Genomic DNA, 21,533 nt, shown 5'->3' with positions numbered 1-21,533 from the left:
AGGAGTCTCCAAGGGACAGCAGAGTAAAGGGGGCTCGGCCAGTTTACGAGACGCGCAATGCACCGGGTGTCAGTGGCTCGTCGAGCAGCCTGCCGAACAGTTGCGCGCGCTCACTCGCCGTCTCACCACGGTCGAGCCAGCCGGCGAGCAGCTTGTAGCCCTCGACGTAGGTGCTGATGTACGCGCGCCACAGCGGGGAGGACAGAAACCGCAGGCTGTGCCGGGTGCGCTGCGGCGATGCCAGCGACCATCGCTCCAGGTAGGCAGCCACGTCGTCCTCGCTCTTGTGCTGATCGTGCAGTAGCAGCGCGGCGTCCTGCCGGACCCCCAACAGCTGGCTCGACGCGGCCGCGAGACGCTCGGCCTTCTCGCCGTCGAATCGCAGTCCCAGATCGGCGTAGATCTCCTGCGCCCACAGGCCCCAGCCTTCGCCGACGACGGCCCCGAGCGCGTGATCGGCCAAGCCCTCGGCCATCAGGCACTGCGGGGTGTTGACCAGGAACAGCGTCTGCTCGAGCTGACCTGCACCGACCAGTCCGGTCTCCTTGCGGCAGTGTTCGGTGTGGTGCCCCGGGTAGGACTCGTGCGCGATCAGGTGCGGCAGATTGGCCATCTGCTGCTCGATGTCGGAATTGATCGCGACGGTCGAGCGATAGTCACCGAGGTAGTAGTTGAACCCGGACCACGGCTTGTCGCCGACGACCTCGTAGGTCACCTGCTCGGTGTCGGGCAGGGTGTATTCGGCTCGGACGCGGTCGCGCAACGCGGAGGAGAACGCCTCGACGCAGTCCTGCAGTCGGTCGGCCGGAATCACGTCCGCACGGCGATGCGCGATCAACCGTTCGCCGAGCGACCCGGGACCGGCGAGAACTTCGTCCATCTTGCGGTGTGCCTGCAGGTACTGGTCCTGATCGCCCGCGGAGATTCGGACGTCGAAGTAGGCGTACACCTCGTCGACGAAGCCGATGTCCTCGCCTGCGAACTTGCGCGCCGAACATTCCAGTGCGCGCAGGTGGACGTCGAGGAATGTCGTGCGCTCGGGTGTCAGATCGACGTTGCCGAGCTCGGCGCGCAGTGTCTGTGCTCGACGGATCAGCTCGCGCGGCTCGGGCGCGGGGGCGTTCTCGGTGATTCGACGCAACTCGGGATCGCCGGTGTACGCGTCGACGAATCCGTCTTCGAGCCGGTCGAAACTCAGGCCCAGCAGCAGGTATTCACGAACGAGGGAAGCAGCATCCATATCCGAACCCTAGTACGGCGAACGACCCCGCCCGTGCGCGATCGACCGGCACCGAGCACAATCTGGAACCATGCGACTCGCGCTCGACAGGAGCTCAGCCGAACCCTCCGCAGCTCCGACCTGTTGGAGTCGTGCGTGAGCGAGTCCAGTCCGTACGTCGAGTTCGACCGTGTGCAGTGGCGCACGCTGCGCCAATCCACGCCGTTGGTGCTGACCGAGGAAGAACTCGTCGGTCTGCGTGGTCTGGGTGAACAGATCGATCTCGACGAGGTGGCGGAGGTCTATCTGCCGCTGGCACGACTGATCCACCTCCAGGTCGCGGCTCGGCAACGGCTGTTCGCCGCGACCGCGACGTTCCTCGGCGAGAAGCACCCCGACCGTCAGGTCCCGTTCGTCATCGGTGTCGCAGGGAGTGTCGCCGTCGGAAAGTCGACGACGGCCCGTGTGCTGCAGGCACTCCTGGCCCGATGGGACCATCATCCGCGGGTCGATCTGGTCACCACCGACGGATTCCTGTACCCGACGGCCGAGCTCATGCGTCGAGGCATACTGCACCGCAAAGGATTTCCCGAGAGTTACGACAGGCGCAAGCTGCTCAGATTCGTCACCGAGGTCAAGTCCGGGACCGAAGAGGTGGGCGCACCGGTCTATTCGCACGTCTCGTACGACATCGTCAAGGGCCAGTACCACATGGTCCGGCAGCCCGACATCCTGATCGTGGAGGGGCTCAACGTATTACAGACCGGACCGCGGTTGATGGTCTCGGATCTGTTCGACTTCTCGATCTACGTCGACGCGCGGATCGAGGACATCGAGAGTTGGTACGTCAAACGCTTTCTCGCATTGCGCAAGACGTCCTTCACCGATCCGTCCTCGCACTTCCACCACTACGCAGGCCTGTCCGACGACCACGCGCAGATCGCGGCCGAGGATCTGTGGCATTCGATCAACCTGCCGAATCTGGTGGAGAACATCCTGCCGACGCGACCGCGAGCGACGATGGTGTTACGCAAGGACAACGACCACGCGATCAACCGGCTGCGGCTTCGTAAGTTGTAGACCATAATCCACCAATGGCGGTGGAAAAGCGGTCGATCGGCGAGGTGCCGCTGATCGGTCGAGACGGCGAGCTGCAGCGAGTTCTGCATGCCGCCGGCAGGTACGGCGGGATGGCCGTCAAGGCCGCGCCCGGTGTCGGCCGAACCCGCCTGTTGACCGAGGCGGTGCGGTCGCTGGTGTGCCTCGGGTGGCATCCCCACCGAGTGGTGACGGTGATGCCGACAGGTACCGGATTCGTCCCCGTCGAATCGGACCGAGCTCTGGCCGCCACGCTGGCCGACGCGCACGGCGGTCGACGCACCGTCGTGGTCATCGACGACGCCCAATGGCTGGCCGATTCGACCATCGAGCTCCTCGCGCGTCGCGTCGGATCGAGGGATCTGTTCGTGCTGGCCAGCGTCAGCGCGGGTCGACGCCGCACCCCTGTGCTCGACGCCCTGTGGAAGGACGGCGTGATCGACCGCATCGATCTCGAGCCGCTCACTCCCGAGCAGTGCCGGTCGCTGATCGAGTCGATGCTCGGTCGCAGCGGCGAAATAGTCGACAGTGCAGCAGTTTTCGCAGTCACCGCATTGTCCTCCGGCAACCTCGTGGTGCTCCGAGATCTGGTGGCGACGGCGGTCGAGCGCCGGGCGTTGACGGTGTCGTCGCACGTGTGGCACCTGTCCGCTCCCCTACCCGTGTCGGCCGGTCTGGCCGATGTGGTGCGCGATCATCTGGCCGAGGTGATCGCGCTCGCCGATTACGCCGGCGCGGCCGAGATCGACGACGCACTGGACATGGTCGCTCTCGCCGGTTCGCTGGAGTTCGGAGCCGCAGCCGCCGTGATGGATCCACGTCTGATCGAGGAACTCGAATCGGCCGGTGTGCTGACGATCCGCACCGAACAGAACATCGACCGGGTGACGTTCTCGACGCCCATCACCGCCCAGGTGCGCAGCGAGGACATGGCCACACTGCGCAGGCGTCGCCTGAGCCTGACGGTCGCCGACGCCCTCGACGCCTCGACCGACGGGCTCGGCCCCCGCGAACGCGTCACCGCTGCACTGCTTCGTATCGACGCGGGCGTCTCGCTCGACGCCCCGGCGGCGGTGGAGGCGGCTCGGTTGTCGTGGCGCTTCGTACCCCCGGAGACGACGCGCAAGCTGGCCTCGGCCGCCGCGGCGGCAGGCGGCGGGTTCGATGCCCAGCTCATCCTCGCGTCCGCGGAGAGCCAGCTCGGCATGACCGAGTCCGCGCAGCAGCGGCTCGACGAGCTTCTTCGCGGGGCGGACAACGACATTCGGCGCGCGACGGCCGTGCGCGCGTGTACCGACAACATGGTGCTGCGGCTGGCGGATCCGACGCGGGCGCTGGCGCTGAACTCCAGCACCGAGCATGCCGTCGTCGATCCCGCCGTCCGCACGCAGCTGCGAGCGCAGCGTGGCCTGATGATGCATGCGATAGGCGATACGGCGGGTTCGCTGGCCTTGCTCGAACCACTGATGGACGACCTCGTCGGCGCGACGCTGATCTCGGCCAGCTTCGCCGTCGCCGCCGGGGCTACCGTCGCAGGCCGATTGTCGACCGCGTTCTCTGCGCTCGCCCGGGTGCAGCCCGAGCCCGACAATCCGGCGGCGGCGGTGCTGGATCTGACGCGGTGCTTCACGATTGCCTGCGCCGGCAACTTCGAGGAGGCCACTGCACTCGCTCGCTATCGATACGACGAAGCGGTGGAACAGTTCTCACCGCTGCAGCAGGCGTGGTTCGGGTGGGCCCGCGGAGGTCTACTGCTCTCGCAGGGCCACGCGGCCGAGGCGATCCGCTGGTGCTCGGAGGCCTACACGCTCGCGGGCACACTCGGCCAGCGGTCCATGGAACCGATGGTGGCCTGCGATCTGGTCCGCGCCCTCGCGCTCGACGGGCGCACGGAGGAGGCGTCGGACCTCATCGAGGCCGCGGACCTCGACAACCCGGCCTCGCCGGCGTTGTTCGGAGCTCGCGGCACGCGTCTGGCGGCGCTGGGCTGGGCCGCGGCTGCTCGCGGAAACGTCGACGAGGCCTGCGAGCTGCTGATCGCCTCCGCCGAGGCCCATGCCGCTATCGACCACCATCTGCCCGCGCTGTTCTCCTACGTCGATGCCGCTCGGTGCGGAGCGGCAACTGCCGCACTGGCTCCCGTCCACCAGCTGGCAGGTCTGATCGAAGGGGACTTGGCCCGCACCGAAATACGCATGGTCGAGGTGCTCGCAGCACCGTCCGGGCCGGACAGCGCGGTCACCGAGCAGGTGGTGGCCGTGGCCGCGAGCGCCGAAAAACACGGCCTGGACCTGCACGCGGCCGAGATGTACTTCTATGCGCGAAACCTGTTGCTGCGCAGTAGCCCTCGTGCCGCGGCGACAGCGGGAAGGCAGGGTCACGTACTGGCCGCGCGCTGTGGACATCCCAGCACGCCGCTGCTGCACGGAACACGAGATCCGGCCCTGACGGCACGCGAACGACAGATCGCGTCCCTCGCCGCATCCGGCCTCTCCAACCGCGACATCGCCGACGCCGTCGTGCTGTCGATCCGCACCGTCGAGACACACCTCAACCACATCTTCGGGAAGTTGGGGATCAGCACCCGCGCCGAGCTCACATCGCTACGAGGCTCACTGCTCGATTGACCGAACCGTTGCCGTACAGGGAGGCCTCGATGTCGAGCAGGTACGGCGACGGAGCAACCCCGAGTTCGCTGTGCAGAACCGCCTCTGCTCGCCGAAAGGCAACCACCGCCTCGGCTGTGCGATGCGACCGGTCGAGGGCGATCATCAGCTGACCCCACAGGTGTTCGCGCAACGGGGCGGCCCGCAATGCGCGCTCGATCTCGGCGATCACCGTCTCGTGTCGACCGAGCTGCAGACGGGCCTCGAAGGCCGATTCCAGCACCACGGCGTGCACCTCGTCGAGATGGTCTCGCTCGTCGACGGCGAAGCCCAGATCACCGAACTCGACGAGCGCCGGGCCCCGCCACAGCGCAAGGGCGCGGCCGAACTGGCCGTCGGCCTCGGCGAACCGGCTGCGGCCGAGTGCCTCCCGCCCACGCGTGGCCAGCATCTCGAACTCGCGCAGATCCAGTCGGTCACTGCCCAGATCCAACCGATAACCCCAGGACGTCGTCACGAGCCGAGCGCCGTTCTCCGCACCGAGGACCCGACGCAGATTCGCCATGTACGCACGCAGTGACGTCAACGCCTTGGCCGGCGGACGGCAGTTCCAGACGAGATCGATCAATCGGTCGAACTCGACGACGTTTCCCGCTTCCACGAGCAGCACCGCCAACACGGTCCGCTGTTTGAGCCCACCGACTGCTTTCACCCCGGTCGCGTCGCGCACCACCATGGGTCCGAGCACGTTGTAGTCCACGATCGGAAATTCTCCGAGCCTCGAGACGACCGCGCCATCGTTTACGTAGCGATACAACCACAAGTACGTAGTGCTCTCGGGTCGTGCCGGTTCAGGCTGCCGACCCCGTCCGACGCTGCTATATTGGCATCAATGCCAAATTTTTGGCATCAATGCCAGGGAGATCCATGGAAGCCTCGCGAAAGTTGACCCTGACGCAAGAAGTGCGTCGACGCCGAATCATCGACGCAGCTATCGACTGCCTGGCTCGCGACGGTTGGCACGGAACCACGCTGGCTGCGATCGCCGCGGAAGCCGGCATCAGTCGCGGCTTGATCTCGTACCACTTCGCAGGCCGCACCGACCTCTACGAGGCCGTACTCGAAACAGTGGTCACCACTGTCTTTGCGGAAGGATCCGCGGAGATGCAGCAGAGAATCGACAGTGCACTGACGGCCGCGGCCAAACTGCAGGCGTACATCGAAGGCAATCTCGACTTCATCGGAGCTCATCGGCGCGAAATGGCGGCTCTCGGACAAGTGATGCCGAATCTGCGGGGCAAGGACGGTTCCCTGCACGCCAGCTCCGACGCGGAGGAGCCGATCATCGCCGGAACTGCGCTGCTGTTCGAGTTCGGTTCGAGCACAGGCGAATTCCGTGCGGTTGACGCGCGCCTGACCGCATACACATTACGACGCTGCATCGACGGGGCCGCACTGAAGATCGTCGCCGATCCCGAATTCGACATCGACGCCTACGCGCGCGAACTCACGTCTCTCTTCCTCCGAGGAGTCCGATCATGACCGTCGCCGTCACCCCGGCAGTCCAACTGAACGAGCTGTCCAAACGCTTCGGCACCCACGTTGCCGTCGATGCGATCGATTTGATCGTGCCCCCCGGGACGTTCTTCGGCGTCGTCGGTCCCAACGGGGCCGGAAAATCCACGACGCTCGCGATGATCGCGGGACTGCTGACGCCGGACTCGGGATCCGTCACGGTAGCCGGAGTGAATGCCGCCGAGGACCGCGAGCACGTGCTGAGTGAGCTCGGGATCATGATGGAGGGACTCTCCCTCCCGGAGCGGCTGACGGGCTCGGAACTGCTCGAGTACACCGCTCGGTTGAGACGGATCGACAAGGACTGGCCGACGCGCGCAGCCGACCTACTCGAGATTCTGCAGTTGGACCGAGCGCCCTCGACGTTGATCGTGGACTACTCCACCGGGATGCGAAAGAAGATCGGCCTGGCTGTGGCTCTGCTGCACCGCCCCAGTGTGCTGGTACTCGACGAGCCTTTCGAGGCCATCGACCCGGTCTCAGCGCGGGCGATCGAATGCCTGCTCGGTCAATACGTCGCCGGCGGCGGCACGGTGCTGCTGTCGAGCCACCTCATGGACGTCGTGGAGCGGACCTGTGAACGCGTGGCATTGATCAAGGATGGTCGAATTGTCAGTGAGGGCACCGTCGACGAGGTCAGGGCAGGCCGCAGTCTCAACGACACGTTCGTCGATCTCGTCGGCGCACCCCCGAACCGCGAGATCGGGTGGTTGGCGTGAGCACGAGTGCAACGTTCGCGTCGATGCGGCTGAGGATCCTTCGGCACGGTCCACACGACGAGCGAGGCTTCGGCCTGGTCGTCGGCTCGATCGCGGCATCCGGGGTCGTCGTGCTCGCGGCACTCGGGATCTCCGGCACGGTTCACCCGAGTTGGCTGACCGTAGGGATCTTCGCGTTCGGAGTGTTCTGGGCGATCGGCCCGATCCTGCTTCCCGGATCGTCGGCGACCCTGGATCCGCAGTGGTTCAGGACCCTGCCTGCGCGACCTACCAGGATCGCGCGGGATCTCGCAGCGAGCGAGGCGATGAGCGTCGGAACGGTTGTCACAGCGATCGCGCTGTGCAGTTTCTTCGTGGTGGCCGCAGCCCACGGCCCGGGTGCTGTCGTTATCGCGGCGCTGGCCCTGGCCGCACAGCTGATGTTCTTGCTCTGGCTCGGTCGGTGTGTTGCGTCAGTCGTCGCCGGCCTGCTTCGCACGGCAGCGGGCACGTGGGTAGCGGCGGTACAGATGTCGTTGCTCCTCGCAGTGTCGTTTGCCGGCTGGGTGCCGGTCGCTGCTGCGGTTTTGCCGAATCTCGGCGATGGCGGAACCGAACTCCTCACCCCCTCGGGGGCGGGCGCGGTGCCTACCGGAATCGAGAACCTGCTGCTCGCCTTGCCGACAGGATGGGGTCTTGCCGCCGTACTCGCCGCGACGACATCTGCCTCACTCGTCTCGGTGGCCGTACCCCTGCTAGGACTCGTCGCAGGAGCGATGTTGCTCCGCGCTGTCTGGATCGTGCTGACGGCAGGTGAACTGCGCAGACCACCAGCCCGTACACCCAGCAACGTCACCGCAAGGCCGACAGCCTCCACAGGTCGCCCGCGACCTGGCGGACCGACGAGGGCCGTGTTCGACCGGGAAATCACGACGTGGTTCAGGGACCCGCATCGCAGACTGGGAGCCATCCACGCGTGGATCACACCGCTGCTCATGGTCGCTTTGGTCGCCCCGACGAGCTGGTCCTGGGCCCTGCCGTTCATCGGGGTCATGGCTGCAGTGCTCGGCGCGATGGTTGCAGTGAACACCTACGCCCTCGACGGCACCGCGCTGTGGCAAATCCTCACCACCCCAGGAGCGATCCGAGCCGACGTGCGCGGCCGACAGCTCGCCTGGCTGCTGCTGTTCGGTATCCCCACCTCGGCCCTGACCCTCGCACTGTGCTTGTTCAGCGAATCACCCTTGGCGGCGGTCGCTTTCGGAATGACCCTGGCCGCCACGGGGGCTGCGTGCGCGAGTGCACCTTGGCTGGGCGTTCTTATGCCGGCGATCGGCCCCGACGCGCGTCAGCGTGTTGCGTTGAGCAGTCGCACCGGGAATCCAGCCGGTGCGCAGTACACGATCTTCGCGATCGTCCTCGCGGTCGCGGTTCTGCCGCCCGTCCTGATTCACGTCGGCGCTGCCGACGTTCCGTGGCCGGTGCACACTTTCCTCGGCGCGGCCATCGGGGTGGGGGCAGTGGTGGGCCTGTCGTCCCCGACTCGATCGCGCCTTCGACGAACTGGGCCTGCCTTGCTGTCCGCCATGGAATCCGGAGACAGCTCCCGGCTCCGACGCAGCCCTCGTGCGTCGTCCCGGGTTGTGAGCTGAAACTCGTAGCAGGCTACGAGCAGGAGTGGAGCCCGCGGAACGACCGGACAGTCCAGCCGTGCACGTCAGATACCGAACCGGCGGTGTCTGGCCGCGAAGTCGCGTAGCGCGCGCAGGAAGTCGACGCGACGGAATTCGGGCCAGTAGGCCTCGGTGAACCAGATTTCCGAGTACGCGCTCTGCCACAGCAGGAAGCCGGAGAGTCGCTGTTCGCCCGAGGTGCGGATCACGAGATCCGGATCGGGTTGGCCGGAGGTGTAGAGGTGACTACCGATCTCGTCGACGTTGATCGATGCCACCAGCTCGTCGCCGCTGACGCCCTCGGCGATCTTCTCGCTCACCAGGGATTGGACGGCGTCGGCGATTTCCTGCCGCCCGCCGTATCCGACGGCGACATTGACGTGCGTTCCCGACCTTCCCTCGGTCAGCGCAGCCGCCTCTTTGAGCCGACGCGAGGTCGATGCGGGCAGCAGGTTGAGTGTGCCGACGAGTTTGACGCCCCAGTTCATCTCGGGTCCGCAGATCTCCTCGACGACGTCGGTGATGATGTCGAGCAACGAATCCAATTCGTCCGCATCTCGGCGGAGGTTCTCGGTGGAGAGCAGGTAGATGGTGGCCATCTCGATTCCGGCGGCGTCGCACCAGCCGAGCATCTCGGCGATCTTCAGCGCGCCCATGCGGTGCCCGTGCGCGACGTCGGTGAACCCGTTCTCGCGCGCCCAGCGGCGATTGCCGTCGCACATCACTGCCACGTGCCGCGGGTGCTGAACCCCTTCGAGCTGGCTCAGCAGACGCCGCTCGTACACGTTGTAGAGAACGCCGCGGACCTTCTGCGGAATGATCACCACTGCTTTGTCACCACTGCTTCGTCACCGCTGCTCTCATCACCACGAAGGATCACCTTACGCCGACGTCTGCGAGCCGGTCGCCGGTACAGTAGCGTCAGAACCTACGGTTGCGTAGGTTCAGGCGGCGGCACGGGAGGCGATCTTTCATGACGATGTTCGGACTGGACGAGATACCCGTCAAACCACGCATGCGCGGCTGGATTCACCTGTACGCGTTCGGCGTGGCAGTGGTGTGCGCGATCACTCTCGTCACGCTCGCGTTCAGCATGGTCTCGGTCAGTGCGGGTGTGGCCGTGAGCGTGTATTCCATCACCGTCTGCGGCGTGTTCGGGGTCAGTGCCACCTACCATCGCGTGCACTGGAAGACCACGGCGTCGCAGATCTGGATGAAGCGCGCCGATCATTCGATGATCTTCCTGTTCATCGCAGGTAGCTACACCCCGTTCGCGGTGCTGGGGCTACCCGCCTCGACCGGGCGCATGTTGCTGATCGTCGTCTGGGTCGGGGCCCTCGCCGGGGTGGCCCTGAAGATGTTGTGGCCCACCGCTCCCCGATGGGTCGGGGTACCGCTGTACCTGCTCCTCGGCTGGGCGATCGTCCCGGTCGCACCCGCGCTGATCGACCACGTCGGCTATGCACCGTTCGTGTTGCTGCTCGTGGGCGGAGTCTTCTACAGCATCGGAGCCGTGCTGTATGCCACCAAGTGGCCGAATCCATGGCCGACGACCTTCGGCCATCACGAGTTCTTCCATGCAGCAACGGTATTGGCGGCAACCTGCCACCTGGTTGCCGTGTGGCTCGTACTGTTCTGATCGCCCTCAGGTGGTTCGGTTTGCCTTGTCTCGATACATCAGTGCGTCGGCGCGCTGAATCAGCGCTTCTCTCGACTCCCCCGGCTCACGCACCGCAACGCCCACACTCACCGACACCCCGAGCAGACTCGATCCGAACGGCACCGGCTCGCCGCAGATCGCCGACCGCACCGATTCCGTGACTTCGGCGCTGTCGAGCCCCTTCGGCCCGTCGAACGTCACAGCGAACACGAACTCGTCTCCCGCGTATCGGCCGACGACGCTCCCGCGCGGCGACCACTGGTGCAGTCGACGTCCCGCTGCCTCCAGCAGGGCGTCACCTGCCGGGTGACCGTGCGCATCGTTGATCGATTTCAACCGATCGACGTCGACGAAGGCCAGGGCAACCGGCAGATCCTCGACGATCCATTCGTCGACGTGGGCGAGCAGGGGACCTCGTCGCAGCAATCCGGTCAATTCGTCGCGCTCGGCGCGATCGCGCCAACGAACGGTGTCGTCCACGACGGGATTGACCAGGTCCAGCAGTGCGACGATGAACCGTCGCCCCGCGATCATCGAGATTCCGACGTGCATCCAGCAGGAGACGACCTCTCCGTCGCCGCGCCGCACTCGACGTAGAGCTCCGACCGGTCGACCGTGTTCGGTGGAGCCTGCGTCGGGGTAGCGGTGCTCGAGTTGGACCGCGATGCGCGTGGCGGACGCGCGATCCCCGAGCGGCACGAAATCTGCCACGGGTCGACCCACCATGTCGTCCACCGCGCACCCGAGCACGCCCTCGCACAGGATGTTGGCACCGACCACCTCGTACTGCATCGAATGCACCATGGCCGCCATCGGAACCGCGGCCACGAACTCGGCGACGGCAGCGCGCTGTTCGTCGGTCACCGCCTCGTGCACGGTGTCCGCACGCATCACACCCTCATTCATGACACCTTCACTCATGACACCGTCGATCCATTGCTAGACGTTCGACCGCCCCAGGCCGAGGAAACTCCGGGCAACAGTACTGTTCCTCCGTCGAAGCATCGACGAGCGTCGTCACCTCTGCAGTGCGAACGACAAATCTTCGGCAGAGGTCACAGGACGGTCGCACACGAAGCCACGACACACGTATGCCGTTTCGAGGCCGTCGACGGGTGGACGGTCGGTCAGCAGCACCGACGAATCCGTCACGCCTGCCACCACCACGGAACCTCCCGGAACGAGGGCCCGCGCAGCCGAGAGCAGCTCACCGCCGGGTGCCGTCGACACCGCGATCTGAATCGGACCACGAACGGACGCTTCGGCGACGGCCAGCCAGTGCCCACCGGACCTGGGCGCTCGTTCGAGAATCGACGCCGATCGCGCCAACGACGCAGCCGCCAGTTCGCCGTAGCGCGCCGAGGAGTTGTGATCGACCAACGCAGCTGCGGTGAGCAGCGCCTCGGCCATCGTGGATGCGCCCGACGGGGTGGCCCCGTCGACCGGGTCGCGAGGCCGGGTCACGAGAGTCTCGGCATCGTCGGCGGTGTCGAACCACCCGCCCACGTCGTCTGGGTCCGCGAAGTGGTCGATCGCAGCATCGATGATCGACGTCATGCGCTCGGTCCAGACTGCGTCTCCGGTGGCCTGGAACAGCGCTGCCGCAGCGACCGCGAGACACGCGTAGTCCTCGAGCACACCGGTGGCCTCGCCGACTGCGCTGCCGAGCGAGGCGCGGCGGACACGGCCCGACTCGACGTGTCCGGCGAACAGTTGCTCGCCGCACTCGACTGCCGCGTCGACCCAGCGCGGTTGCCCCAGCCCGGTACCGGCCTCGACCAGTGCGGTGATCGCCAACCCGTTCCAGGCGGTGACGACCTTGTCGTCGCGGCCGGGTTGCGGCCGAGTCGCGCGAGCGGCAGACAATGTGCTGCGCACCCGGGCGAACCGGTCGTAATCCTCGGGTTCGGCGGGCAGCTGCAGTACCGACATGCCGGCCTCGAACGTGCCTGCCGAGTTCACCGCGAACAACCCGGCTGCCCAGACACCGTCCTCGAAGCCGAGGGTCTCGGTCAGTTGTTCCGGAGTCCACGCATAGGTCAGACCCTCGATACCTTCGGTGTCGGCATCGAGTGCCGACGCGAAACAGCCGTTCTCCGTGCGTAATTCGCGGAGCATGAACTCCGCAGTGTCCGACGCCACCCGCCGGGCGAGTGCATCGTCGTCGACCCGGGCTGCGTGCGCGTAGAACCGCAACAGCAGCGCGTTGTCGTAGAGCATCTTCTCGAAGTGCGGGACGACCCACTCGGCGTCGACGGAGTAGCGCGCGAATCCACCGCCCAGCTGGTCGTAGATACCACCACGCGCCATCGCCGACGCGGTACGGCGAACGACGCCGAGGACCTCGGAATCGCCGGTGCGCTCGTAGTGCCGGAGCAGACCTTCGAGCAGCGCGCCGGGTGGGAACTTCGGTGCCCGGCCGAAGCCGCCGTAGGTGGTGTCCTCGTCGGCGCAGATCGCCGAGACCGAGGCCGCCAGCGCGTCGGCGTCGATCGGGCGACCGCCTGCGGGCACGCCTGCACTGTGCTTGCGCAGTTCGGTGACGATGTCGGCGGAGGCGTCGAACACCTCCTGTCGCCGCGTCGACCAGGTGTCGGCGATCGCGGTGAGCAACTGCTGGAACGACGGCATTCCCTGACGCGGGGCAGGCGGGTAGTACGTACCGCAGTAGAACGGTTCGGTGTCGGGGGTCAGGAAACACGTCATCGGCCACCCACCTTGGCCGGTCATTGCGACGGTGGCGTTCATGTACACCGAGTCGAGGTCGGGTCGTTCTTCGCGATCGACCTTGATGCACACGAAATGCTCGTTCATCAGTGCCGCGGTCGCCTCGTCCTCGAACGACTCGTGAGCCATGACGTGGCACCAATGGCACGCCGAGTATCCGATCGACAGCAGAATCGGAACATCGCGATCGCGGGCCGACTGCAGAGCCTGCGGTCCCCACTGCTGCCAGTGCACCGGGTTGTCCGCATGCTGCCTCAGATACGGGCTGGTGGACTCACCCAGGGCATTGGCGTCGAGCATCAAGGCTCGTCGGAGACGGCGGGTTTGGGTCGATTCTGTTCCGGTGGAAACGGATCTGCTATCCCGCCGCGGTCGGTGCCCTCGTCGAGGGCCTGATCCAACGTCGGATCCTCCTTCTCGAACGTGGCGGGCAGACGCTTGATCTTCTTGTTCATGGACCAGATCAGCAGTGCCGTTCCGACCAACAGCGCGACCAGGATCACCAGTCCGATCGGCGAGGACTTGCCGAATTCGGGACCGGTGGGCTGCTGGGCGAGGATCGAAACGATCATTTCTCGGTCTCTTCTATTCCGGCGAACAGGTCCGTCTCGGGCAGCGACGTCGTGACCCGAGTGCGGGCCAGCTCGAACTCCTCGGTGGGCCACAGCTTGCGTTGTACGTCCAGCGGCACGGCGAAGAACGACCCGTTGGGATCGATCTGCGTCGCGTGTGCGCGTAGTGCGTCGTCGCGATGCTCGAAGTAGTCGCCGACGGTGACCTGCGTGGTGATACGACCCATGATCTCGTCGCGCTGGCCGTCCCACCGCTTGAGCCAGTCGACGAACGGGCTCTCCTCACCGCGGTCGATGAACCAGTCGTGGAAGAGCTGCATGCGCTTACGAATGAACCCGTGCGAGTAGTAGAGCTTGAGCGGAGTCCAGGGCTCACCCGCTTCGGGGAACCGTTCGGGATCCCCCGCTGCCTCCCACGCGGCCATCGAGACCTCGTGGCAGCGAATGTGGTCCGGGTGTGGGTAGCCGCCGCGCTCGTCGTAGGTGGTGATGACGTGCGGCTTGAACTCGCGCACCACCTTCACCAGGGCCTCGGTGGAGACCTCGAGCGGAACCAGCGCGAAGCAGCCGTCCGGAAGCGGCGGCAGAGGATCGCCCTCGGGCAACCCGGAGTCCTCGAAGCCGAGCCACGTCTGCCGAACGCCGAGGATACGGGCGGCCTCGGCCATCTCCTCGCGTCGAACATCACGGATGCGCTCGTGCACTCCCGGAATGTCCATCGCCGGATTGAGGATGTCGCCCCGCTCGCCGCCGGTGAGCGTGACGACCAGAACCTCGTGTCCTTCGGCCGCATAGCGAGCCGTTGTCGCAGCACCTTTGCTGGACTCGTCGTCGGGATGGGCATGCACTGCCATGAGCCGCAGTCCGGACACGTTCTTCCTCACCTCGGATTCGCCTGGTTCTTGCCTCACCTATAGTTCCACCTGACGCCGACAGGCCCCCAGCGGCACCCCCGAATCGACCCCGAGAGCTGACATGACCAACGCACTTCCCGCAGGTAGATACCCGTCGGGTTCCGGTCCGAGCGGCATTCGGCAGGCCCCGAAACGTGCGACGAAGATCGCACTCGTGGCCTTGGTCCTGCTGGTCGGCATAGGCGTGGCCTACTACGCGTACAGCAAGTTCTCGGTCAAACCCATCGAAGGCAGTCAGCTCTCGTTCGACATCGTCGACGAGAACACGATGTCGATCAGGTTCAGCGTTACCCGGCAGGATCCCGAGCAACCGGCCGTGTGCATCGTTCGCGCCCGATCGCGCGACGGCTCCGAAACCGGCAGACGCGAGGTGTACATCCCACCGGAGTCGGCGTCCACCACCGTGGAGATGACCACCGAGGTGACGACGTCGGCCGCCCCTGCCGTCGGCGACGTCTACGGCTGCAGCCTCGATGTTCCCGAATATTTACGAGCCCGATAGGCGAACTGCCTGTTCGTGGTAAGCTCGGGTCATACACGGCCACCGCAGAAGGTGCCGTGTATTGCTGCATTGCGGGCAGGGTTCACCTGCGAACGATGACGACGGCTCCAGGATGTGGGCCGACCAAGGGGATCCAACCATTGGAGTCCCCTGTTCGTTGCGTGCCCTACCTGCTCAGAAACCGGAATCCGAACTCGAGATTCCGACTACGAGGGAGTGATCGAGATGACCGAGACCCAGGTGACCTGGCTTACCCAGGAATCACACGACAGGCTCAAGAGCGAACTCGACCAGCTCATTTCCAATCGCCCCGTCATCGCCGCCGAGATCAACGAGCGTCGCGAAGAGGGCGATCTGAAGGAGAACGGCGGCTACCACGCTGCGCGCGAGGAGCAGGGCCAGCAGGAAGCACGTATCCGCCAGCTGCAGGAGCTGCTCAACAACGCGAAGGTCGGCGAGGCACCCACTCAGTCCGGTGTCGCCCTTCCCGGGTCCGTCGTCAAGGTCTACTACGACGGCGACGAGTCCGACACCGAGACGTTCCTGATCGCCACTCGCGAAGAGGGTGCCCGCGACAACAAGCTCGAGGTGTACTCCCCCGCGTCACCGCTGGGCGGATCGCTCATCGACGCTAAGGTCGGCGACACCCGCGAGTACACGCTGCCCAACGGCAAGACCATGAAGGTCACGCTCGTCAGCGCGGAGCCGTACCACACGTAAACCTTCTCGCAGAAGACATGAAAAGCACCCCCGGTCGCCGAGCGACCGGGGGTGCTTCTGCGTGGATGTCAGGCGGTCATCGTCTTCTGGTACTTGCGTACCGACAGCGGCACGAACACCACGAGCATCAACACGACCCAGATCAGTGTGTAGAGCACGGGGTTCTGCAGTGGCCACACCTCCGGCGGCGGTGCCATCGGGTTGGTGTTTCCGAACTGCTCTCGCACTGCCAACGTCACCGACGAGATCGGATTCCACTCCGCGATCGTCTTGAGCACGCTCGGGAAATTGTCGATCGGAACGAAGGTGTTGGCGATGAACGTCAACGGGAAGATCACGATGAACGACGCGTTGTTGAAGATCTCCGGCGAACGCACCGTAAGGCCCACCAGCGCCATCACCCACGAGATCGAGTACGCGAACAGCAGCAGCAACACGTACCCGAGCAGAGCGTCGAAGAACGATGACGTGATGCGCCAGCCCACGATGAGTCCGGTGATCGACATGATCGTGATGGTGACGAGGTTGTTGCCGACATCCGCCGCGGTGCGCCCGATGACGACTGCCGACCGCGCCATAGGCAGCGACCGGAACCGGTCCATCACACCCTTCTGCAGGTCCTCGGCCAGCGACGACCCGGTGAGCGAAGCACCGAAGATCATCGTCTGCACGAAGATGCCACCCATCAGGAAGCTCTTGTAGTCGATGCCGGGAACGTCGATGGCACTGCCGAAGACGTAGGCGAAGAGCAGCACGAACATGATCGGCGAGAGCATGGCGAAGAACAGCAGATCGGGAACTCGCTTGAGCTTGATCAGGTTTCGCTTCGTGATGATCGCGGAGTCCAGGAAAACGTTGCTCATTTCTCTTCCTCCGCCGTCTCGGGCTCGCCGGTGGTCTGACCGGTCAGGCTCAGGAACACATCGTCGAGGTTGGGCCTGCGCAGTCCGACGTCGACCACACCGATTCCGTTTTCCTCCAGCTGGGCCAGTGCGGTGGCGAGGTCTTTCGAGCCTCCGTTGACCGGCATGACGATTCGGCCCACCTGTTCGTCGAACGTGGGCGGTTCGACGCCGATCGGAGCCAGAATCCGTTTGGCCTGATCGACCTGGGACCGATCGGTGAGCACGAATTCGACTCGCTCGCCGCCGGTTTGGGCCTTGAGCTCGTCTGCCGTGCCGCGGGCGATGATCTTGCCCTTGTTCAGCACGATGATCGAATCGGCCAGTCGGTCGGCCTCCTCGAGGTACTGGGTGGTCAACAGAATGGTCGTGCCGTCGCGGACGAGGTCTGCGATGAACTCCCACATGGTGATTCGGCTACGTGGATCGAGCCCGGTGGTGGGTTCGTCGAGGAACACCACCCGTGGTCGCCCGATCAGGCTGGCTGCGATGTCGAGTCTCCGACGCATACCACCGGAGTACTGTTTTGCGGTGCGGTCACGCGCGTACTGCAGGTCGAACCGTTCGAGCAGTTCGTCGGCGCGCTTCTTCGCCTCGGCCTTGCGTAGGCCGAACAGTCGGCCGACCATCTCGAGATTCTCGTAGCCGGTCAGGTACTCGTCCACGGCCGCGAACTGACCGGTCAGCCCGATCGTGCTGCGCACCTCGTTGGCCTGCGTCGCCACGTCGAGCCCGAAGATTCGGGCCGAGCCCGACGTCGCCTGCAGCAAGGTGGCGAGAATGCGGACCGCCGTGGTCTTTCCGGCACCGTTGGGGCCGAGCACTCCCAGCACCGTGCCCTCGGGAACGGTGAAATCGATCCCGTCGAGCGCGACGTTCTTGCCGTACCGAAGTACGAGGCCCTCTACTTCTATAGCGTTCGCCATTGCCCTATCCCCGTTTCTTTCCTGGTCGGTGTAAGGACCTCCGAACGCGTAGAGATTAACCGGTTTTGATCGGACCCGGCGTCCACAGGCCCGAACGCTGGACCTCTTCGGCTGTGATCTGCGCCGCCTGCGCCGACTCGTCGTACGGGATGTACTGCTCGATCGATCCCCAGTCGCGGTCCCAGTCGCCGGCCAGATACGACGGAATGGTGCGGGCCGAGGCGACGATGTCGATCCATCCGAGTGGCCCGCCGCCGTAGTGGTCCTGCCACGCATTGGTGATGACGGCACCGCTGCGGTCCGGCAGCACCCGATACTGCGGAACCTCGGCGACGCCGAGGCGGTGGTCGAACGGACGCTGGCACGGGAAGTTGAAGCCGACTTCCCAGTCCAGCAGCACCGGAGCGTCACGGCCGACGACCTCGTTCAACGTCTGAGTACGCGGAACTCGCGGCGGAGTGACCGCCAACCACTGGTCGGGATCGCGATCGGCGTCGGTGAGCACCAACCGAATGGTGTTGGCACCGGCCGGAATCTGGTCCATGGGCACGCGCAGATTGCGCCACGACGGCGCCGGGCCGATGTCGATGGGCGTCACCCGCCCCTGCGCCTGCCCGTCGACTCCGTACTCGAGTTCGAGGCTCTGCCCGTAGGTGACGATGCCGTCGGAATCCACCGAGCGGATGCGTCCGGCAGCGGCGATGGAGATCAGGTCGCCCGGATCGGCAGGCAGTGCGTACCACCCGGTCGTCAGTGTGGCGGGGGCATCGGACCCGAACGAACCGAGCACGGGCACAGTGGCCGGATCGAGGCCGAACGGCAGTGCGCTGCCGCCGGTTCCGGCACCGGTGGTCGACGTCGGCTGCTGCTGCTCTCCGGTGTCGACGGTGTTCGAGGTGCCCGACGCCGAGGATTCCTTGTCTGCGGTGAGGTCGCCCGCCACACCATCGGGGGTGAACCCGTCGTTGGCCGCGCCCAGTGCGGCAAACGCGTCTCCGGTGACCGGTTGCAGCACATCGGCATTGGGGTCGGTTTCCAGCAGTACGTCGTTGGCCAGTCCGCACGTGTTTCCGGTCAGCGCCGTGAGATTCGATTTCGCGATCGAGTACGACGGCCATTGCGCCACAGCGCCCTTGGCCATCGACGCGACGGCCACCAGCACCATCAGGGCGGCCCCGACAGCGATCGGCGGCACCGACCACCATCGCGCCATCGGTTTGTCGGTGCGCACATAGGGCTCGCGGAGGTGGAACCAGACGGCGGCGAGCAACAGCAGCAGGGTCAGGCCGAGGAACATGGTCGAGATGCCGAGGCCGGCTACGAGGATCGGCTTGTCCCAGAACGGAACTCCCCATGCGGAGACGTACCAGTAGCCGTTGGTTCCGGTGAATGCGACGGCCAGTAGAAACGAGACCGACGCGGCGAACAGGAGTCGGTTGCGCCGCGATCGCAGTACCGCCGCACCGGTCGCCACGGCTGCCAGTACCGCAACCGATGCGGCGAGTCCGGCGAAGACACCGAAGTGGTGGGTCCACTTGGTGGGGGTGATCATCATCAAGGCCATCGCCCCGACGGTGATGCCGACGATGCGACGCGCGGGACCGGTTGCGGTGCCGGGGATCTTGCCGCCCTTGCGCAGCATCGCGACTACTACCGCGATCAGCGAGACGATCATCACGAACACCCCGAAGCGGCGCGCGAGCGAGCCGTCGATGTCCATGTTCATCAGCCACTGGTAGCGCAGGTACTCGTCGAACCAGGCCTGGCTAGGCCCGACCGCGTTGTGCACCCGCTGCATCTCGAGCATGCCGGCCACGGTCTGGTTGCCGAATGCGAACACCAGCACCACGGTGCCCGACGCGATCAGCGGGGCCAGCAACGTCGCCGCGCCCAGCACAGGGCTGCGGAACTGCCGAGCGCGGGCGACGACGATCTGCAACACCGGCCGTGCCCCGGCGATCAGCGGTGCGAAGCAGATGAAGCCGGACGGTCCACACGTGACCGTCAGCGCGGCGATCAGAATCGCCGCGGCCGCGGGCAGCAATCTGCGGGTCGCGATCGAGCGCTCCACCGAGCACCACGTCAGCAACACTCCGAGCGCCACGAACGGCTCCGGGCGCAGGCCGTTGTTGTACGGCAGCCAGAACGCGAGCATCACCAGGCCACCGGTCCACAGCGCGGTCTTCGACGCGCGAGCAGCCGCACCGAACCGCGGGATCACCTCGCGACTGATGACGAGCCACACCACGACGGCGCAGATCAGCGTCGGCAACCGCATCCAGACGCTGGCCGTCGATACGTGCGAGAGGAGGGCGAACATGTCGTACAGCGGTGTGCCGAACGGTGTCTCGGGCACACCGAACCAGCGGAAGTAGTTGGCCATGTATCCGGCGTGATCGGCCGTGCGCGCCATGCCCAGCTGATAGCCGTCGTCGGAGGTGTTCGCGCCGATCAGATGCCACACCACCAGCGTCCCGATCACCACCGCGTCGGCAGCGCCGAACGTCCACCAGCGACGAGGGAGGAACCGTCGGGCACGTCGGCCGTCGGACAGGTCGAGGCGGTGCAGCGCGATCAGTGAGATGCCCGTGGCGAGCACACCGACGATCATCGCGAACCACTTCAGCGCGCTCGGGGTCGACGAGAACCTACTGTCCAGCTCGGCCTGCAGCTGCAGACCGGGAATGTTGCCCTGAATATCGCTGAACACGCCCACCAACTGTGGCCGCACGTCGCCCTCGCGAGTGACGGTGTCTTCGCCCGTCAGTCCCACGGTGGTCGCCGTGGCCGTCGAGGTGATCGTCAACGCGCAGTCACCCGCAGCCGAAGGGCTTAGTTCCGATACCGGCTTCTCGAGGAGGACGGAATCACGCAACGTCACCTGCAGCTGCGACGCGTCACCGCCCGTCACCTCGGCAACGAGACCGTAGCGATAGGCGTCGGGCGATCCCTTGGGCGAGGTGGACAACAACAGCCCGCCGTCGGGCACACGATTCGCGGCCGCACACGGGACCGTCGCGTCGACGCTGATCGGGGTGTAACCGACGAGCGGAGCTTCGACACTGCCGATCGTGTCCGATTGCGGCCATGTCAGCGAGGACTGCTGCTGCTCGATCGGCAACAGCGGTATCGCGATCGTCAGCAGAATTCCCAGGACAGCGGAGACGATCGCGACAAGCCGAGCCATGCAAATATCTCCCACCGATGTCCTGGTCCAAGTCGCTGATCAAGGTACCAGTCGGGTATTGCCGTGCCCGTCCGTCAGCGCTAGCATCGGATCCGCGCCCCCGATGGGCCTACTCACGAGGTACCCGATCATGTCGATCACGTTCGATCACACCATCATTGCCGCAACGGACCGCGACGCGTCCGCACAGTTCTATCTCGATGTCCTCGAAGCGACATCGGCCCCGTCCTGGGGCCCGTTCACCAACATCACCCTCGACGCCGGAGTGATGCTCCAATTCGCCGAGCCACCCTTCGACTACCACCCACAGCACTATGCATTTCTCGTCGACGACGAGCTTTTCGATCGCGCCTACTCGAAGTTCACGGACCGGGGCGTCGAACACTGGGCCGACCCACAACGCACCCGACAAGGTGAGACCAACACCGAGCACGGGGGTCGAGGCGACTACTTCCTCGATCCCGGTGGCAATCTTTTGGAGCTGATCACCCGGCGGTATTTCTAGCCCCCGAACTTCGCCGCGTAGTGCGACGGCTCGGCAAGATAGCGTGGCT

At 65.6% G+C, this 21,533-nt stretch carries 19 protein-coding genes; 9 read left to right on the top strand and 10 right to left on the bottom strand.

The window, feature by feature from the left end; genetic code table 11:
• Positions 1 to 43: 43 nt before the first annotated feature.
• Positions 44 to 1,240 carry a DUF885 domain-containing protein gene (locus tag AB0366_RS17650; RefSeq protein WP_366245036.1) on the bottom strand — a complete coding sequence of 399 codons (1,197 nt, stop codon included), beginning with the start codon at positions 1,238 to 1,240 and terminating at the stop codon, positions 44 to 46.
• A gap of 123 nt (positions 1,241 to 1,363) precedes the next feature.
• Here AB0366_RS17650 and coaA point away from each other — a divergent pair, with 123 nt between their 5' ends.
• A complete protein-coding gene (gene coaA, locus AB0366_RS17645; RefSeq protein WP_179273561.1) occupies positions 1,364 to 2,299 on the top strand; it encodes a type I pantothenate kinase in 936 nt (311 codons plus the stop codon).
• 14 nt (positions 2,300 to 2,313) lie between these two features.
• Entirely contained in the window at positions 2,314 to 4,944 is a 2,631-nt protein-coding gene (locus AB0366_RS17640; RefSeq protein ID WP_366245035.1) for a LuxR C-terminal-related transcriptional regulator, read from the top strand.
• Here the strand turns inward: AB0366_RS17640 and AB0366_RS17635 are convergent.
• Positions 4,913 to 5,683 carry an AfsR/SARP family transcriptional regulator gene (locus AB0366_RS17635; RefSeq protein ID WP_149407550.1) on the bottom strand — a complete coding sequence of 257 codons (771 nt, stop codon included), beginning with the start codon at positions 5,681 to 5,683 and terminating at the stop codon, positions 4,913 to 4,915. The two genes, AB0366_RS17640 and AB0366_RS17635, sit on opposite strands and share 32 nt — an antisense overlap.
• Before the next feature lie 167 nt (positions 5,684 to 5,850).
• On the opposite strand from AB0366_RS17635, the gene AB0366_RS17630 reads away from it, so the two are divergent.
• From AB0366_RS17630 to AB0366_RS17620, 3 genes are read left to right on the top strand one after another with little or no spacing between them, the layout of a single operon-like run.
• Positions 5,851 to 6,465 (top strand): TetR/AcrR family transcriptional regulator, encoded by a 615-nt coding sequence (locus AB0366_RS17630; protein WP_366245034.1) that lies wholly within the window; start codon positions 5,851 to 5,853, stop codon positions 6,463 to 6,465.
• Positions 6,462 to 7,217, top strand: a complete 756-nt coding sequence (locus AB0366_RS17625; protein WP_366245033.1) for an ABC transporter ATP-binding protein — start codon at positions 6,462 to 6,464, stop codon at positions 7,215 to 7,217. The genes AB0366_RS17630 and AB0366_RS17625 overlap by 4 nt, the downstream gene beginning before the upstream one ends.
• Entirely contained in the window at positions 7,214 to 8,848 is a 1,635-nt protein-coding gene (locus tag AB0366_RS17620; RefSeq protein WP_366245032.1) for a hypothetical protein, read from the top strand. Before AB0366_RS17625 ends, AB0366_RS17620 begins: the two co-directional genes overlap by 4 nt.
• A gap of 65 nt (positions 8,849 to 8,913) precedes the next feature.
• Here the strand turns inward: AB0366_RS17620 and AB0366_RS17615 are convergent, their stop codons facing one another.
• Positions 8,914 to 9,696, bottom strand: a complete 783-nt coding sequence (locus AB0366_RS17615; protein WP_366245031.1) for an isoprenyl transferase — start codon at positions 9,694 to 9,696, stop codon at positions 8,914 to 8,916.
• Between the two features lie 146 nt (positions 9,697 to 9,842).
• On the opposite strand from AB0366_RS17615, the gene AB0366_RS17610 reads away from it, so the two are divergent.
• Positions 9,843 to 10,508 carry a hemolysin III family protein gene (locus AB0366_RS17610; protein ID WP_149407549.1) on the top strand — a complete coding sequence of 222 codons (666 nt, stop codon included), beginning with the start codon at positions 9,843 to 9,845 and terminating at the stop codon, positions 10,506 to 10,508.
• Positions 10,509 to 10,514: 6 nt separating this feature from the next.
• Here AB0366_RS17610 and AB0366_RS17605 read toward each other — a convergent pair whose 3' ends face one another.
• The 4 genes from AB0366_RS17605 to mca form a co-directional block, all read right to left on the bottom strand.
• Positions 10,515 to 11,435 (bottom strand): GGDEF domain-containing protein, encoded by a 921-nt coding sequence (locus AB0366_RS17605; RefSeq protein ID WP_366245030.1) that lies wholly within the window; start codon positions 11,433 to 11,435, stop codon positions 10,515 to 10,517.
• 111 nt (positions 11,436 to 11,546) lie between these two features.
• On the bottom strand, positions 11,547 to 13,556 hold the full coding sequence (locus tag AB0366_RS17600) for a thioredoxin domain-containing protein (protein ID WP_366245029.1): 2,010 nt from the start codon (positions 13,554 to 13,556) through the stop codon (positions 11,547 to 11,549).
• Positions 13,556 to 13,828: a hypothetical protein gene (locus AB0366_RS17595; protein WP_121873346.1), complete on the bottom strand. Its 273-nt coding sequence runs from the start codon at positions 13,826 to 13,828 to the stop codon at positions 13,556 to 13,558. The genes AB0366_RS17600 and AB0366_RS17595 overlap by 1 nt, the downstream gene beginning before the upstream one ends.
• On the bottom strand, positions 13,825 to 14,700 hold the full coding sequence (mca, locus tag AB0366_RS17590; RefSeq protein ID WP_366245191.1) for a mycothiol conjugate amidase Mca: 876 nt from the start codon (positions 14,698 to 14,700) through the stop codon (positions 13,825 to 13,827). Before mca ends, AB0366_RS17595 begins: the two co-directional genes overlap by 4 nt.
• A 103-nt stretch (positions 14,701 to 14,803) precedes the next feature.
• Here mca and AB0366_RS17585 point away from each other — a divergent pair, with 103 nt between their 5' ends.
• Complete coding sequence (locus tag AB0366_RS17585) at positions 14,804 to 15,244, top strand: DUF4307 domain-containing protein (protein ID WP_366245028.1); 441 nt, start codon at positions 14,804 to 14,806, stop codon at positions 15,242 to 15,244.
• A 225-nt stretch (positions 15,245 to 15,469) separates the two neighbouring features.
• A complete protein-coding gene (gene greA / locus AB0366_RS17580; protein ID WP_032394210.1) occupies positions 15,470 to 15,964 on the top strand; it encodes a transcription elongation factor GreA in 495 nt (164 codons plus the stop codon).
• Between the two features lie 68 nt (positions 15,965 to 16,032).
• Here the strand turns inward: greA and AB0366_RS17575 are convergent, their stop codons facing one another.
• Genes AB0366_RS17575 through AB0366_RS17565 form a run of 3 tightly spaced genes read right to left on the bottom strand, consistent with a single transcriptional unit; the run spans position 16,033 to position 20,979 of the window.
• Positions 16,033 to 16,827, bottom strand: coding sequence for an ABC transporter permease (locus AB0366_RS17575; protein ID WP_121873348.1), 795 nt, complete (start codon positions 16,825 to 16,827; stop codon positions 16,033 to 16,035).
• Entirely contained in the window at positions 16,824 to 17,792 is a 969-nt protein-coding gene (locus AB0366_RS17570; RefSeq protein ID WP_366245027.1) for an ATP-binding cassette domain-containing protein, read from the bottom strand. The genes AB0366_RS17575 and AB0366_RS17570 overlap by 4 nt, the downstream gene beginning before the upstream one ends.
• Before the next feature lie 55 nt (positions 17,793 to 17,847).
• The gene (locus AB0366_RS17565; protein ID WP_366245026.1) at positions 17,848 to 20,979 is read right to left on the bottom strand and encodes an arabinosyltransferase domain-containing protein; all 3,132 of its coding nucleotides are present in this window, start codon (positions 20,977 to 20,979) and stop codon (positions 17,848 to 17,850) included.
• Between the two features lie 130 nt (positions 20,980 to 21,109).
• Between AB0366_RS17565 and AB0366_RS17560 the strand changes: the two genes are divergently transcribed.
• Positions 21,110 to 21,484 (top strand): VOC family protein, encoded by a 375-nt coding sequence (locus tag AB0366_RS17560; protein WP_366245025.1) that lies wholly within the window; start codon positions 21,110 to 21,112, stop codon positions 21,482 to 21,484.
• The last annotated feature ends 49 nt before the right edge of the window (positions 21,485 to 21,533 follow it).

The organism is Rhodococcus sp. NPDC076796, assembly GCF_040702765.1.
Lineage (GTDB): Bacteria > Actinomycetota > Actinomycetes > Mycobacteriales > Mycobacteriaceae > Rhodococcoides.
Note: the sequence above shows the minus strand (reverse complement) of the source record. Positions and strands in the feature narration are given on the sequence as shown.

What these genes read in the sequence shown, in the direction of transcription:
- AB0366_RS17650 (WP_366245036.1), bottom strand. Translation starts at nt 1,240, where the DNA reads ATGGATGCTGCTTCCCTCGTTCGTGAATACCTGCTGCTGGGCCTGAGT.
- AB0366_RS17640 (WP_366245035.1), top strand. Translation starts at nt 2,314, where the DNA reads ATGGCGGTGGAAAAGCGGTCGATCGGCGAGGTGCCGCTGATCGGTCGA.
- AB0366_RS17630 (WP_366245034.1), top strand. Translation starts at nt 5,851, where the DNA reads ATGGAAGCCTCGCGAAAGTTGACCCTGACGCAAGAAGTGCGTCGACGC.
- AB0366_RS17625 (WP_366245033.1), top strand. Translation starts at nt 6,462, where the DNA reads ATGACCGTCGCCGTCACCCCGGCAGTCCAACTGAACGAGCTGTCCAAA.
- AB0366_RS17610 (WP_149407549.1), top strand. Translation starts at nt 9,843, where the DNA reads ATGACGATGTTCGGACTGGACGAGATACCCGTCAAACCACGCATGCGC.
- AB0366_RS17605 (WP_366245030.1), bottom strand. Translation starts at nt 11,435, where the DNA reads ATGAATGAGGGTGTGATGCGTGCGGACACCGTGCACGAGGCGGTGACC.
- AB0366_RS17600 (WP_366245029.1), bottom strand. Translation starts at nt 13,556, where the DNA reads ATGCTCGACGCCAATGCCCTGGGTGAGTCCACCAGCCCGTATCTGAGG.
- AB0366_RS17595 (WP_121873346.1), bottom strand. Translation starts at nt 13,828, where the DNA reads ATGATCGTTTCGATCCTCGCCCAGCAGCCCACCGGTCCCGAATTCGGC.
- AB0366_RS17585 (WP_366245028.1), top strand. Translation starts at nt 14,804, where the DNA reads ATGACCAACGCACTTCCCGCAGGTAGATACCCGTCGGGTTCCGGTCCG.
- greA (WP_032394210.1), top strand. Translation starts at nt 15,470, where the DNA reads ATGACCGAGACCCAGGTGACCTGGCTTACCCAGGAATCACACGACAGG.
- AB0366_RS17575 (WP_121873348.1), bottom strand. Translation starts at nt 16,827, where the DNA reads ATGAGCAACGTTTTCCTGGACTCCGCGATCATCACGAAGCGAAACCTG.
- AB0366_RS17570 (WP_366245027.1), bottom strand. Translation starts at nt 17,792, where the DNA reads ATGGCGAACGCTATAGAAGTAGAGGGCCTCGTACTTCGGTACGGCAAG.
- AB0366_RS17565 (WP_366245026.1), bottom strand. Translation starts at nt 20,979, where the DNA reads ATGGCTCGGCTTGTCGCGATCGTCTCCGCTGTCCTGGGAATTCTGCTG.
- AB0366_RS17560 (WP_366245025.1), top strand. Translation starts at nt 21,110, where the DNA reads ATGTCGATCACGTTCGATCACACCATCATTGCCGCAACGGACCGCGAC.